We start from the raw sequence: 13,770 nt of genomic DNA, 5'->3' as shown, positions 1-13,770 counted from the left end.
GGGGCAGGTTAGTTAAACACGGTTTTGGATAAAAAAGGAACTTATAGTAGATATGATGAACATTAATATAGGATTTAAAATTTTTTAGATGTGAGGGGAAGAAATGGACACAGGGAGAATTGTCGGTCAAACTAAAACGGCTGGATTCCAAGTAGGAATTAGAAGGACCTTTCCAATTCCACAGGAAAAAGCCTGGGAATTAGTCGCATCTGAAGCTGGATTAAAATTATGGTTAGGTGAAGGCACCAAAATAAATCTTCAACCAGGTCAGAAATTCTGTACAACAATGGGGGAAGGTGAAATTCGAATTGTTAAACCTCTACAACAACTTCGACTTGCCTGGAAAAAAGAGGGGTGGGATAAAGCGTCTACCATTCAAGTTCGGATCATACCAAAGGATAATACAAAAACGACCATTAGCTTCCACCAAGAAAATCTCTCTGATCAGAATGTGAGAGAAGAAATGCAGCAATACTGGAAAAGATTTCTTAATCAATTAGAAGAAGGGATTTAATTGAAAAGGAGGGATAAGTTATGAACCCATTTAGTCACATTGACCTTAGAGTAAATAATTTAGAGGGAAATTTACCATTCTATGAAAGTTTTCTTAGCGCATTAGGCTTTATTCAAACATTCCATAGTGAGAAGTGGAAGGTGTTTGCAGCCAATGGGAATCTTCCAAGTGTAGCCTATTTTGCCATCACTGAAGATCCTTTGCATAAACCAAACGGCAATCTAGTTGGATTTTGGGTAGAAAATCGCGATAAAGTTGACAGGCTTGCTGCACTGATTAAAAAAAGTGGCGGGAAAATTACCTCTGGACCACAACATTTCCCATTAGCCCTACTTACTATGCAGTTTATTTTGAAGACCCCTGTGGAATATGAAATTGTTCACCGTTTGAACTAAACTATTGTTGAACGTCATAAGTTTAATATTCTTTGATATGTACTTATAGTTGACCATAAACTGAAGGTGATCTTAGGAGACTTTTCCACATCCCTTGAAATGAGTTTGTCAATGGAACAAGGAAAGGTTCCTCTTAAAAAGTTTGTGAAATAATGTACTTAAGCTAACGGGTTCATGAGTTGAACAAAAGGGTCGATGCTTCGGCTCTTTTTTTGTTCCACTAACGGGGAAGCATTCCTGTAATGAAGGAAAATGGAGTTTGAACAAAAAATAGCCTCTTGGTAGAATGAGAGAGTCCTGAAGCCGGCAAGCGAAAAGGACATTACTCAAATACCAGGAGGCTTTAAAATGAATTAATTGACCGGTATTTTCAGGAATTCCTAAAGGCCTTTAAAAAGTGGGAGGGCAAGACTGATTGTAATAATCGTTTGTAAGTCTTTTTGATCCCAATGAAATAACTCATATTCCATCATTATTCTTCCCCCTCCTGAGCATTATATCTAAAGGAGTAATTATGAAATATCTTTGGACTAATTACAAGCATGTTTTCTGAATTATAAATTTTTATAATCATGAAGGGACGAAAAGGACAATTCCTATAAAATAAAAAAGCACAGCACAATATTGTGCTATGCCTTTTTACACTAATGCGGAAAACGTAATTATGAACCTCTTAAGCAAAAGCTGGCATTCTTAAAGAAATAGTTTTTATCTTTTTGTCAACCCTTTCAAGTAAGAAGAAAACTTTAATCAACAAATTGAGTAAAGTTGATAAAAAGCTTTTAAGTGAAGTATTCATAGCATATACCCCCACATTAGAATATAGTGTTATAAATAACACTATGCTTATTATTCCCTATTCATTGCCTTTAATTAGCCCAGAACGGTCTTCCATTTGTGGCGGTTCTTCAAACCAACCATGTTTAATTTTGATGTCTATTCCTTCTCTTCCGTATAAATAAATATCTTTTGCAATTAATGTTGCTTTCATTGATATATCATTTCTTAGGCTAAAAAATGTCCCAAAACTATTTCCGACAATACTAAACCCATTCAGAAGGTAAACGCAGTGCATCATGAGTTTATCAGCGAACGGTGTAATTGTTGAAGTAGTTACGGTACCTCCTGAAGTTGCAGAAAACTGAACATGACTTTCTATAAGTATTTCTGAAAATATTTTGATTTGTTTCCTGCAAAGTTTCATTCCTTTTACAAAATATTGTTTAACATCTTTGTTTTGAGCACATTGGCTGAAACCGGTCATTAGCTGCAGTCCAATATTATTTGTTTCAATTCCGTGATGAAGAATACCAATTTCAATATCACTTAATGGCCTTTTTTCATTAAATGGATTTAACCCGCTTAAATAGTTTTTACTTTCAATAAACTCGTTTGTTATTGGCATTGTCACTTTTGGAGGAAGAGATAGAATCCCTTTTTCAAGCAAAAAAAGGGTTGCCAGTTTATAAATCTTTTGAGTAATAACGCTAAGCCCCTCATATATCTGCATGACCTTATCGTTATAGGACATATTCATATTAATCGTGTACATGCCCATGCTTACCTCTTTTAATATTCTGATGAACATAATATCAAACCCGTTGTCGAATAACTTAGGTGCTTTTAGATTAACATCTTCTTTTCTATATCCAATTGGTGTTGCCATTCCTTGTTTTTTAAAAATTTCCTCCATTTGCAAAACATAAAAATTTAATTCTTGCCATAAACCGCCCAAAATATTCCTAGCTTGTTGGTCGTCTGATTTCTCAATAAAGTATTCCAACATTCTCATGATTAATGTTTTTTCTATGTAGGTTTGCCAAAGTGTACCTACCTCTGGAGCACTAATTGGATTTGTTAAAATCAAAATGAGTTACCTCCATAACTTCTGATTATTATATACTTTACCGTCAAGTTGTAATCTTATTCGAGTGTAGGAAAAACAAGAACATGAGAAGTTCTATTTGGAATAGTATATACCGTTTTTACAAATAGTAATAATATATATGTATATATTGGAGGTTATCAAACCTATGGCTGAAAATTATATCCAGCTTACATCATCTGAAATAGCTTCAATATGGACAAGTTACATGAATAATAGTATGTCAATTCAATTTATGAATTATATGTTAAGTACGGTTGAAGATACTGAAGTAAGGTCAATTATTGAAAAAGGGCTTAATGTTTCAACGGAGCATCTATTACAAATAACTGAAGTATTTAACAAAGAAAATATTCCACTTCCTAACGGATTTTCTAATAGTGATGTCAACCTTAATGGACCTAGATTATTTACAGATACATTTATGATTACATATCTAAACCATATGGCTAAAGCAGGAATGTTGGGAATTAGTGGCTTTTTATCAATGTGTGCCAGAACTGACGTTAGAAAAATCTTTAAAGAGGTACTGCATCAGACTACAGATTTATACGATGAAAGTTCGGAAATTCTCCTTAAAAAGGGTTTATATGTTCGTTCACCTTATATTGATTATCCTAGACAGAAGGATTTTATTGATAGTAAAAGTTATCTAAGTGGATTAAACCCTTTTACAAATAAACGCCCATTAAATGTGATAGAAATTTCCCATTTATATTTAAATATTCAAACCAACATGATTGGTGCTAAATTATCAATTAGCTTTGCCCAATGTTCACCAAGGAAAGAAGTTCAAAAATTGATGTTACAAGGGAAAGATATATCGGAAAAGCATGTTAAAATTTTCACTGCATCATTAATAGATAATAATACACAATCACCGGTTCCTTCAGATGTTTCCGTAACTAATTCAACAGCACAAGTATTTTCGGATAAATTAATTGTATTTCATCAAGGATTGTTAACCGCCGCAGGAACTGGTAATTATGCCACAGCTGCAGCCGCTAGTCAAAGAAGTGATTTAATTTTAAACTATGAACGGTTATCACTTGAAATAGCCCAATATGCTAAAGATTTAGCCTATTTGATGATTCAAAATGAATGGTTAGAACAACCTCCTGGAACGATGGATGTAGAAAAGTTAGCACGGCAAAAAAACGAAAATTAAGAAAAACCCCTTTTCTTAAATTGGGCCTGGGGGCTTTTCACAACGGAATTATGTGCATCACAAATTCTGTATTATTAATAAGAGGAAGCTGCTTATTGGGTCATTAACTTGGTGTATCTCTGACAGTCCATTAATAGTCTTACTGCTTGTGAACGTACTTTTATTAATTGCAGGTATGTTTTTAGAGACTGGGGCTGCCATCGTTATAATGGCACCAAATTTAACCCCTGTTGCTATCTCATTCGGCATTGATCCGGTTCATTTTGGCATAATTATTCTTATACCTGGGTTGGACATTCTACTTTTTTACTTCAACTCGATGGACTTAATATACTTACTGATCCAGTATGGGCGAAGCGAATGGGTTATCAAAAGCGATTAACTGAACCGGGAATATCGTTGGAAGATTTGCCAGATATCGATGTTGTGGTCATTTCACATGGTCATTATGACCATCTTGATTTTCCAACGTTGAAAAAACTAAATGGGAATCCATACTATTTTGTTCCCATTGGGATGAAATCTCTTTTTATAAAAAAAGGTTATCAAAATGTAAGAGAAATGAGCTGGTGGGAATCGTTTGAATATGAAGGGATTAAAATTCACTTTGTACCAGCTCAGCACTGGACAAGAAGGACGCTTAACGATATGAATACTTCTCATTGGGGTGGGTGGATATTTCAAACTGCCGGTAAAACATTTTATTTTGTGGGGGATACAGGATATTTCTCAGGTTTTAAGGAAATAGCTGCACTTTTTATGATTGATATCGTATTTATGCCAATTGGTGCATATGAACCGGAATGGTTTATGGCAGTCTCGCATATATCTCCTGAAGGTAGTGTGAAGGCATTTATTGAACTAGAGGCGAAGCAATTTGTTCCTATGCATTATGGTGCTTATCGGCTGGCAGACGACACAGGTCCGGAAGCCTTAGAACGTTTACTGAGTGAGGAAAAGACTCCAGCTGCCAAAGGAGCAATTGAAGGTTTTATCAATAGGGGAAACTGTGATGTAATATGTACTAGGGGGAAAATTAACTGCCAAACAATTGATACTACAAAAGATATTAATGGATATCTAATGCTCTTTTTAATCTAACTGTCACCACTTTCAATTCCAATAAAGAGGTTAAGTGGCTTGATAATATAGGGATAGCTTTTACGATTTTTTTATTTACTCTTTTATTTAATTGGTCAAATAACCTTATAAATGGAAGAAAGACAGGTGAAATTTATTAAGGAAGACTTATGCTGAAGGGGTTAGAAATATGATATTAGTCAGTTCCTGCTTAGCGGGGTTGAAGGTGAGATATAACGGCACGCACAGTTTAAATAATGAAATAACTAAACTTGTAGAAGAAAATAAAGCTATTACAATATGTCCAGAGTTACTCGGTGGATTTTCAACTCCTCGAGAACCTGCTGAAATAATAGGTGGAAACGGAGAGGATGTACTCAATGGGAAGGCTAAAGTGATTGAAAAATCAGGAAAAGATGTTACGGATCTTTACATAAAAGGAGCTTATGCTACACTCGAAAAAGCTTTAGAAATCAATGCGACAATAGTGGTCCTAAAGGAAAATAGCCCATCCTGTGGCAGCTTAAAGATTTATAACGGCGAATTCATTGGTAAAAAAATTGAGGGGATGGGCGTTACTTCTGCTTTATTAAAAAGAAATGGATTAAGAGTAATTTCAGAAGAACAATTTGCTGAAACCTTTCTTTAGCTGCTGAATTCAAGATTTCTACAGCTTAAGGTAACGGGGAGCATACTTAAACATCGGCTGCAACCACAGCCGGTCTTTTTTATTCAGTATAGGGGCAGGTTAATTTTCAAGAAAGCTATTAAAGTAGATTTTTTTTCGGATTATTATCTTTTGTTGAATTAAGGGGTAATTTCCAGTCTATGCAGAATATATTTATGAAGTATTCAAGTGAGGAGGATGAATATGTTTCAAACATTAGATGGTTTCTTTAAATTATGGAATTTTGAAGCAGATGCCACTCAGAAAATTCTTAATCAGCTTACAGATGAGTCCTTATCCCAGGAAGTTACATCTCAAAATTGGACATTAGGAAGAATAGCTTGGCATACTGTAACAGCGATTGGTGTTATCTCATCCCGAACTGACCTTACCCTTGATGCACCTACAGAAGATTACCCTGTGCCAACCTCAGCAAGATTCATCTCTGATAGCTATCAACAAGCAAGGAATGCTTTTTCGCAAGCAGTAAAAAATCAATGGAGTGACAAAAATCTCGGTGATGAACAAGATGTTTTTGGCCAGAGATTGTCCAATCTTGAACTGTTAACTTTTTTGATTCAACATCAAATTCACCATCGAGGGCAAATGACCATTTTGATGCGACAAGCAGGTTTAACCGTCCCTGGTCTTTATGGTCCATCAAAAGAGGAATGGGCTTTAATAGGCAGGGAAGCTCCTAAAATGTAATCAAAATTTTTGGGAGATAAATAATGTGAACTTTTGATAAAAGAATAATAATTTACATTAGGGTTGCTAACTGGAGCAGCCTTTATTTAATTGTGAAGGAATATACTTAAGCTAAAGGGTGTGATTGTTCAAGAAGAGTAGTCATTTTCAAAGCAGAGCAGTATGGCTTATTACGAATTCTGTATGCTAACTAATCATATTTATGGTGTAAATGTTTATATATGATTGAAGGACTTTATTGTTGATTTGGAGTCAAATAAAAAAAGATAACAAAGATTTGTAATGAAGATAAGTTTTGATGTTGTGGAAGTATTTTCAATATAATGAAAACATACTTTATTTTTATATTTTACGTTTTCGCTAATCGAACAAAGTACGAACTACCAAAACATATTTATGTTCTATCTCAGCTGCTGAATTAGGCAGCTTATTCTTATTGTACTATAGGTGCGGGATAGTTGAAGTAGCAGAATAATAAGGAGGAAAGTGGGAATTATAAGGGAAAAATAAGGAGCCCTCAATAATGATAAGACCTTCTGACCAAATAATAAAATTAATAAATGAACAGTATAAATCAATTGATGATGCTCACTCTAGTTTAAGTGAAATTTGGCTAAAGGATATTCTATTCTCTTTCGGATGGATGACAACATTTCTTTTAACAGTGGTCCCTTGGATAATATGGTTTATTTTTAGGAATAAAGAGAGTTCTGCCCGTTTAATGTTAGGTGGTTTGTGGGCAATGCTAATTTCTTCATGGCTGGATTACGTTGGGGTAACTCTAGGACTTTGGAGATACTATAATAAATTAATCCCGTTAATGCCGGACTATATTGCATGGGATTTTGCACTTATGCCAGTTACTATTATGTTCTTTTTACAAATAAAACCTCAGGTAAGTCCAATAATAAAAGGGCTAATCTTTGCAGGCATTACAGCATTTATAGCCGAACCTCTTTTCTTATGGATAGGTTTTTATAAATATCCTAGGTGGAACTCAATCTTTTCATTTCCATTCTTTTTTGTCATTTTTCTTATTGCTCATAAACTGGCTCATAGTTCGGCAATTAAACCCCTTTTTTAACCTAAAGGGTCATTAACTTTGAAATTGCTTCATTAGTGGATATTACAAAATTACCAGGATACCAAATGGAGAATATTTTCATTCCCCAAGGCTTTCTTATACTAAATAGAGAGATTTTTTTCCAACTCATATAAAAAAACGAATAATTATTAACCCTAAATATCTGAATTATTTTAAATATTCAAACAAACCTTACACGAATACAGGTATTGAAAATAACAGGTATTTAGGAGGTATGGGATATGAAGATCAATAGAATCGATCATGTGAGTATAAATGTAAATGATCTTTCAGAGGCTAAAGCGTTTTTTCTTGATTTAGGACTTGAAGTGCAAGCAGAATGGGAATTGGACGGGGAACAGCTGGACAGAATAGTTGGGCTTGAGGGTGTTAAAACGGCCTGTGTAGGATTAGGGATGCCTGATGGTCAGACATGGATAGAGCTAGTCAAATTTTATACACCTTCAGATGAAAGTGATTTTCAGCAGCCTCTTGCAAATACGCTGGGTATCCGGCATATTTGCTTTGCTGTGGAAGATATTGAGGCTATTGTTGCAAAATTGAAGGAGAAAGGCACGGAAATCTTTAGTGAGATACAGCAATATGAAGAGAGTTATAAATTATGCTATGTTCGTGGTCCAGAGGGAATTATTTTAGAGTTGGCGGAGAAAATCGGATAAATAGTGAATGGGACGTTAAATGATTTAGACCTCCAACTTCTTAGACTTCTTCTTAAACTCTCGGATGCGATAAATAAAGAAAGGGATTGGCAGCTGCGATCCCTTTTAGTTGTAGTGCCAACAAAGAGGGAATCCCTAACAAAGAAAACTCGCCAATTTTGTGGCGAGTTTTGCTTTGTTATTCCATTTAAAATATCAAATGTAAAAGAAGCTTTTTATTTCTTAGAATTAATCTTTCTGCGGTCGCCAGGAAGAAAAATGTTTCTCTAATAATCCAACTAACCCGGAAAGGATAAGACCAGTTATCGTAATAACAAATATCCCAACGAACATTCTGGCTGTTTGTAAATTCTGGCCATCAATGGTTAATTGAAAACCAATCCCCGCAGATGAAGCAAATAATTCACCGACTACAACCCCGATCAAGCCTTGTCCAATACCCAGACGTATGCCTGCCAATAAGAACGGTACGGTCGAAGGCAAAGCAATTGTTTTAAAAATTTGAAACTCGCTGGCTGTAAAGGTGCGAGCGGCTTTTATCAAGCTTTGGTCCAGTGTTTGCATGGCTTTTTGAGCATTTAAAACAATTGGGAAGAATGCCATCAAAAAGACAATCAGCATTTTCGATTCCACCCCAATCCCCAGCGCAATAACGATTACAGGTAATAAAGCTACTTTTGGTGTTACATATAATCCGGAGATAAATGGGTTCACAATGGCATTGAAGACTTTATTCCAGCCCGAAAGTACACCAATAGGGATCCCGATTAAGACGGCGAAAATAAAGCCTATTGCAAACTCATAGCCGCTTACGCCCATATTGCTCCAAAATGCAGGTTCCTGCACCATTACAACAGCAGCTTGAAATATCTCGGAAGGGGAGCTTACAAACAGAGGATCAATCCATTCTTTATTAGAGACTAATTCCCACCCTAGAATAAATAATGCAACCGAGATGACACTTATTACGATAGTAAAGTCTTTCTTTCTTATAGCTTTTGGCTTTTCTTTTATGAGCTTCCTTGTTTCCTGAGTAATTTCAGTGTTTGCCATGTCCCGCTCCTTTCCCTTTAATGAAAACCTTGTTTAGTAGATTCTTTTTCTATCAAAGACCAAATATAATCTATTTGTTTTAAGAATTCAGGATCTCTTTTTATAGTTAAATCCCTTGGTCTTGGAATTTTTACATCCACTATATCGACAACCCTGCCTGGTCTTGCTCCAAATACGAATACTCGGTCAGCCAAATATACCGCTTCATCTATTTGGTGGGTAATAAACAAGCTTGTTTTCTTAGTTTCATTCCAGATTCGAAGCAACTCCTTTTGCATAAATTCCCTTGTTTGAGCATCAAGCGCAGAGAATGGTTCATCCAGTAATAATAGAGAGGGCTCTACTGTCAAAGCTCTTGCAAGATTAACACGCTGCTGCATACCTCCAGATAATTCATGCGGATAATGATTCTCGAATCCTTTCAGTCCAACCATCTCAATATACTCTTTCGCCTTTATCTTTGTTTCCTCGGACACTCGTTTTTGAATCTCAACGCCATATAGCACGTTCTGAATAACAGTACGCCAAGGGAAGAGACTAGGCGTTTGAAAAACAACAGATCGGTCAATGCCCGGTCCATTTATTTTTTTTCCATCGAGTAAAATGGAACCGCTGCTTGGTTTTATTAGACCCGCCACTGTATTTAAAAAGGTTGTTTTCCCACATCCGCTGGGTCCAACGATACAGATAAATTCGCCGTCTTTGATATTCAAATTAATATCTTGCAGTGCAATGACTTCTGCGCCCGTTTTATTGTTCACATAAGTTACGCCGAGATTCTTTGATAAAAGTTTTTCTCTTTGTTCAATCGCTGTTCCACTCAAAATATTCACCCCTTTTCATAATGAATTATTTAGGAAAGGCTTCATCGATATATTCATTTGTCCAAATAACACCAGGTTCTGTATTTTGCTCTTTCGTAATTCCAGTTAAATCGCCAAATTCAACCAAAGGAACTTGAGCATTATCCCAGGATTCTTTAGTCATTTCTCCATAACCCTGGAATGTATCCTTTAAATCTATTAATGAATTCTCTAAAACCTTGTGGTCAGTTCCTTCGAAATAGGAGGCTATTGATTCTGCAGCTTCCTTTGGATTTTCACGAGTAAATTCGATTCCTTTTCCAATAGCCCGAACTACTTTAGCAGCTATGTCGGGGTTTTCTTCAAGATATTTGCGATCTGCAAATACAATTTCCCACACCATGTTGGCATATGTGGGTTCTTCACTGGCCTTAATCACTAAATCTCCTACACGTTCATCCTTGACTTGTGCCGCAAATGGAGGGGAGCTGATTCCACCTGAAACAACGCCTTCCTTCATACCGCCAATTTTAGGTCCAGTGCCCGCTAATTTCACCATTTTTACTGAGGATGAATCAACGCCATGTAATTGCATTAAATATCTCGTATAAATGTCCCCTGAATCACCTACTACATTTGTTCCGATGCTTGCGCCTTCTAATGCTGCAACACGGTCTTTTAGAGGGGCATCCATTTTTATTTTCTTTTCCGCTATGTATTTATTCGATAAGGCAATCTCAAAGGTGAGCGCGGAATTTAAAGATTGAATGGCTACAAGATCTTCACCTTTTTCCAGTGGTACAAACATACTTCTGGGGCCAGAAATGGCAAATTGAGCTTGTCCTGATAATACCGAAGCAATAACTTGTGAACCACCGCCGCCAGAGGCAATTTCAGCTTCAATTCCTTCTTCTTTCAAAAAGCCTTTTTCAACTGCTACATAAAAAGGTGCCAATGAGAGAATTCTAGCTGGTTCAGAAAAAGTAATTTTGGTCAATCCCTTGTCATCTTTCCCGGTTCCATTCGTTGCTTGAGAATTTCCGCCGCCAGAACATCCTGCTAAAACTAAGACTAAAACTGCGAGAAGCACTGCTACACTTTTCTTGATAATCATTTAATCCCTCCTAGAAATTTTATTTATATGAAAAACACCAAGGAGTGTTTTATATATAAAACAGTGTTTTAACTTTTATTTTCTAAATTATATCATTATTTTTTCAAAATTTAAACATTTTATAAAACCAATTGAATAGTTAGGATGTTTATTGAGTACAAGGAGGGATAAGAGGAAACTTTTTTATTTGGAAAAGAAATAAGTCTGATAGGGGATATAGATTTATTCAATTTTTCAATAGAAGGGGGGGAATTTATGTCAAATAGATAGCTGCTCTTATAACCGTTACACAACAGCGAATAGATGGAAGGGAGGTAAGTTTCTCTAGAAGCGAATGAATCTTAAAGGATTTCGCATACTCCATTACAATCAACACAGTATATTAGATTCGAAAAATAGCTTATGTAAACAAAACAGACACACTGAACAATCAGTGTGCCTGTTCCTGCTTTAAGAGGTAATTCTAGATTTGCGGATTCCATCATATATACTGATTGCTGCATAAATGACGAAGATGATGAAGATGCCGCTGAGCAGCCAGCTTTTAAATTGCCCGGCTGACATGGAAAATAAATCTGCCATGAATGCTGTAAATTCCTGCTGGAGCAAATTCGGGTTCAGCAGGATAAAGGTGAACACGACGGTGCTCAAAAGTTCAAGAACGGTGTTGTAGAGTGCCATTCGTTTCGTCCATTGGCCAATGATTAATTTGTAGAGGGCGAGCCCTGCTTCGAGCGCAATAATCACTACAACGATCGGCCAGTATCCCAGCAGAACATCCTGGTTGATTGCAGGAATTTTGAACTCCAGTCCTTCACCCCCGCCTCGATAGACACCAATCAGACGGTCGGCATAAAAGTAAAGGGTTGCCCAAATGGCGGTCCACATTAAGCTTCCGAACACCTCAACCTTGCCAATGGCTTTTTTCTTCGGAATATAGGTGATGCTTTTCAGATCATCCGGAGTCCACGGTTTTAAGCTTGGGGACAAGGGGTGCTGGTCTTTTCCTTTATCAACCCTTTCAATAATGGCGAAGACAATGGTCAGCCAGAAAAATACCTGGATGGCTACTTCAATAAGTCTCCAAATTCCGTAGCCCATTAATTCGAGAAGGGCATTAAGGATCGTTTCGTCCTGGTTAAAATTAAAAATAAACTCGGCAGCAAGCGAAATTAATGAAATTGCTGCGGCGATCGGCAGGATCATTTTCAAAAGTGATACATATACATCAAAATAGCGCGGCCCGATCAGATGCATCGGCTGATCCCGGTATCCTGCTGCTAAGGCTGCTGGACTGCCCAATTTGCTGAGGACCTCTTTCACATCTTCCTCATTGTAATCATCCGGAAGCATATCCCCGATAGTAGACTGCAGCTCAAGTGCGATATCCCCACGGCTCTTTTCAGGCAGCCTCCTGGTCACTTCCTGTGTATATACGTCAATTAAATTCATCTTCCTCATCTCCCTTCAACAGTCCGAAAAGCTGTTTGGAATTCTTTATCCATTCTTCTCTCAATTGCAGAAATGTCTCCAGACCCATGTCGCTTAAAACATAATACTTTCGCGGCCGGCTCTCCGTATGATCCCAGCTGCTTGTTACAAGTTCCTGTTTTTCCAGACGCCGCAGCAATGGATATAGTGTGCTCTGATCAATATTGATGCCGGAGTCCTCCAGTAACTGAACCAGTGAATAGCCGTATTGCGGTGTCCGAAGCTGGCTCAGCACTGCCAGAGTCAATGTCCCTCTGCGCAGTTCGGTTGTTAACGAATTCAGCAGCGTGCTCATTTCCTCACCTCGCTTGATATACTATATGTCATACACTATGTGGTTTATACTATGTATCATACAGTATGATTGTGATAAAAACAATAAATTTTTTGAACCCAGTTTTTTGGACAGGGTATTTAGCCCAGGAACAGCCTTTTCGTTTTTTGTGGAGGTTTTTTATAAATAAAGCTTCACATGTAAGACGCAAGGAGATTTTCTAATGAGCTAATAGCGAGGAGCAGGTGAGGAATAATTAGCGCATACTTTTAGGTGATTGACGGAGATGGCTATAGAATATTAGGCTCCAATTCCTGCGAACTTATATTAGTGTTTTCTATTCTTAAGAAAGCGGATTATCAAGAGACATTCGATTATAACCCAAATGGGGGGACTGTTGAACGTGTATAAAAACAACTCCAAAATCAACTTGTATAGCAGCTTTTGGAGTTGTTTTCTGTGGTTGAATATGAAATAAATCTAAAATGAATATATGGTAACACTCTAATTAATGATTTAATAAATAGTTAGACGCTACTTTATTTAGATAATATGAGAAACCAATTTGCTGTTGTTCTAACATGTTTCTGTGGAAATCGTCTGCTATGAAAAGCTCTGTCTGATTAAGAAAATCCTGAGGTGTTGATGGAAGGCCCTTTCTTTTTAGAAATGTTAGATGTTCTTTTACACGATCCAAGACTTGAGAAGCATTTGCAGAGTAGCCTTCTTGTAAAAAATGAATCATATCCTCATTGAATGATTGTGCTTCCATCGCCGTATCGTTGATGAATTCAACATCAATTGTTTGACTTGATAGATCAAAATCATATTCATTTTTCAAATGTTCAGTTTGG

14 protein-coding genes and 2 pseudogenes are annotated in these 13,770 nt (G+C 36.7%); 9 read left to right on the top strand and 7 right to left on the bottom strand.

What is annotated here, in order from left to right:
* Window positions 1-103: 103 nt before the first annotated feature.
* Together AC6CHU_RS25480 and AC6CHU_RS25475 are read left to right on the top strand one after the other, a co-directional pair.
* The gene (locus AC6CHU_RS25480; RefSeq protein WP_159865377.1) at window positions 104-514 is read left to right on the top strand and encodes an SRPBCC family protein; all 411 of its coding nucleotides are present in this window, start codon (window positions 104-106) and stop codon (window positions 512-514) included.
* A gap of 20 nt (window positions 515-534) precedes the next feature.
* Complete coding sequence (locus tag AC6CHU_RS25475) at window positions 535-909, top strand: VOC family protein (RefSeq protein ID WP_236566218.1); 375 nt, start codon at window positions 535-537, stop codon at window positions 907-909.
* 856 nt (window positions 910-1,765) lie between these two features.
* On the opposite strand, the gene AC6CHU_RS25470 is transcribed toward AC6CHU_RS25475, so the two are convergent.
* A complete protein-coding gene (locus AC6CHU_RS25470; RefSeq protein ID WP_159865380.1) occupies window positions 1,766-2,776 on the bottom strand; it encodes a DUF3231 family protein in 1,011 nt (336 codons plus the stop codon).
* Window positions 2,777-2,942: 166 nt separating this feature from the next.
* Here AC6CHU_RS25470 and AC6CHU_RS25465 point away from each other — a divergent pair, with 166 nt between their 5' ends.
* The 7 genes and pseudogenes from AC6CHU_RS25465 (at window position 2,943) to AC6CHU_RS25435 (ending at window position 8,181) form a co-directional block, all read left to right on the top strand.
* The gene (locus AC6CHU_RS25465) at window positions 2,943-3,962 is read left to right on the top strand and encodes a DUF3231 family protein (protein WP_498123118.1); all 1,020 of its coding nucleotides are present in this window, start codon (window positions 2,943-2,945) and stop codon (window positions 3,960-3,962) included.
* Window positions 3,963-4,014: 52 nt separating this feature from the next.
* Window positions 4,015-4,344 carry a TRAP transporter large permease subunit gene (locus AC6CHU_RS25460; RefSeq protein WP_498123116.1) on the top strand — a complete coding sequence of 110 codons (330 nt, stop codon included), beginning with the start codon at window positions 4,015-4,017 and terminating at the stop codon, window positions 4,342-4,344.
* Window positions 4,245-4,980, top strand: a pseudogene (locus AC6CHU_RS25455) (MBL fold metallo-hydrolase); the annotation flags it as partial. The gene AC6CHU_RS25460 and the pseudogene AC6CHU_RS25455, both read left to right, overlap by 100 nt.
* A gap of 252 nt (window positions 4,981-5,232) precedes the next feature.
* Window positions 5,233-5,691, top strand: a complete 459-nt coding sequence (locus AC6CHU_RS25450; protein WP_159865386.1) for a 2-thiouracil desulfurase family protein — start codon at window positions 5,233-5,235, stop codon at window positions 5,689-5,691.
* A gap of 222 nt (window positions 5,692-5,913) precedes the next feature.
* On the top strand, window positions 5,914-6,417 hold the full coding sequence (locus AC6CHU_RS25445; protein WP_159865389.1) for a DinB family protein: 504 nt from the start codon (window positions 5,914-5,916) through the stop codon (window positions 6,415-6,417).
* Window positions 6,418-6,940: 523 nt separating this feature from the next.
* A complete protein-coding gene (locus AC6CHU_RS25440; RefSeq protein WP_498123115.1) occupies window positions 6,941-7,501 on the top strand; it encodes a CBO0543 family protein in 561 nt (186 codons plus the stop codon).
* Between the two features lie 242 nt (window positions 7,502-7,743).
* Window positions 7,744-8,181 (top strand): VOC family protein, encoded by a 438-nt coding sequence (locus tag AC6CHU_RS25435; protein WP_498123114.1) that lies wholly within the window; start codon window positions 7,744-7,746, stop codon window positions 8,179-8,181.
* Between the two features lie 228 nt (window positions 8,182-8,409).
* On the opposite strand, the gene AC6CHU_RS25430 is transcribed toward AC6CHU_RS25435, so the two are convergent.
* The 6 genes and pseudogenes from AC6CHU_RS25430 to AC6CHU_RS25405 all read right to left on the bottom strand — a co-directional run.
* A complete protein-coding gene (locus AC6CHU_RS25430) occupies window positions 8,410-9,234 on the bottom strand; it encodes an ABC transporter permease (protein WP_159865398.1) in 825 nt (274 codons plus the stop codon).
* Window positions 9,235-9,251: 17 nt separating this feature from the next.
* The gene (locus AC6CHU_RS25425; protein WP_498123112.1) at window positions 9,252-10,058 is read right to left on the bottom strand and encodes an ABC transporter ATP-binding protein; all 807 of its coding nucleotides are present in this window, start codon (window positions 10,056-10,058) and stop codon (window positions 9,252-9,254) included.
* Window positions 10,059-10,083: 25 nt separating this feature from the next.
* On the bottom strand, window positions 10,084-11,151 hold the full coding sequence (locus AC6CHU_RS25420) for an ABC transporter substrate-binding protein (RefSeq protein ID WP_498123111.1): 1,068 nt from the start codon (window positions 11,149-11,151) through the stop codon (window positions 10,084-10,086).
* A 450-nt stretch (window positions 11,152-11,601) separates the two neighbouring features.
* The gene (locus AC6CHU_RS25415; RefSeq protein ID WP_498123110.1) at window positions 11,602-12,603 is read right to left on the bottom strand and encodes an HAAS signaling domain-containing protein; all 1,002 of its coding nucleotides are present in this window, start codon (window positions 12,601-12,603) and stop codon (window positions 11,602-11,604) included.
* Window positions 12,590-12,937 (bottom strand): PadR family transcriptional regulator, encoded by a 348-nt coding sequence (locus tag AC6CHU_RS25410; protein WP_159865410.1) that lies wholly within the window; start codon window positions 12,935-12,937, stop codon window positions 12,590-12,592. The genes AC6CHU_RS25415 and AC6CHU_RS25410 overlap by 14 nt, the downstream gene beginning before the upstream one ends.
* 487 nt (window positions 12,938-13,424) lie before the next feature.
* Window positions 13,425-13,770, bottom strand: a pseudogene (locus AC6CHU_RS25405) (MerR family transcriptional regulator); the annotation flags it as partial.

The sequence above is a fragment of the Cytobacillus sp. GQ23 genome, from assembly GCF_059758675.1.
This window is presented reverse-complemented; position numbering and strand designations above follow the sequence as displayed.

What these genes read in the sequence shown, in the direction of transcription:
- AC6CHU_RS25480 (WP_159865377.1), top strand. Translation starts at nt 104, where the DNA reads ATGGACACAGGGAGAATTGTCGGTCAAACTAAAACGGCTGGATTCCAA.
- AC6CHU_RS25475 (WP_236566218.1), top strand. Translation starts at nt 535, where the DNA reads ATGAACCCATTTAGTCACATTGACCTTAGAGTAAATAATTTAGAGGGA.
- AC6CHU_RS25465 (WP_498123118.1), top strand. Translation starts at nt 2,943, where the DNA reads ATGGCTGAAAATTATATCCAGCTTACATCATCTGAAATAGCTTCAATA.
- AC6CHU_RS25450 (WP_159865386.1), top strand. Translation starts at nt 5,233, where the DNA reads ATGATATTAGTCAGTTCCTGCTTAGCGGGGTTGAAGGTGAGATATAAC.
- AC6CHU_RS25445 (WP_159865389.1), top strand. Translation starts at nt 5,914, where the DNA reads ATGTTTCAAACATTAGATGGTTTCTTTAAATTATGGAATTTTGAAGCA.
- AC6CHU_RS25440 (WP_498123115.1), top strand. Translation starts at nt 6,941, where the DNA reads ATGATAAGACCTTCTGACCAAATAATAAAATTAATAAATGAACAGTAT.
- AC6CHU_RS25435 (WP_498123114.1), top strand. Translation starts at nt 7,744, where the DNA reads ATGAAGATCAATAGAATCGATCATGTGAGTATAAATGTAAATGATCTT.
- AC6CHU_RS25430 (WP_159865398.1), bottom strand. Translation starts at nt 9,234, where the DNA reads ATGGCAAACACTGAAATTACTCAGGAAACAAGGAAGCTCATAAAAGAA.
- AC6CHU_RS25420 (WP_498123111.1), bottom strand. Translation starts at nt 11,151, where the DNA reads ATGATTATCAAGAAAAGTGTAGCAGTGCTTCTCGCAGTTTTAGTCTTA.
- AC6CHU_RS25415 (WP_498123110.1), bottom strand. Translation starts at nt 12,603, where the DNA reads ATGAATTTAATTGACGTATATACACAGGAAGTGACCAGGAGGCTGCCT.
- AC6CHU_RS25410 (WP_159865410.1), bottom strand. Translation starts at nt 12,937, where the DNA reads ATGAGCACGCTGCTGAATTCGTTAACAACCGAACTGCGCAGAGGGACA.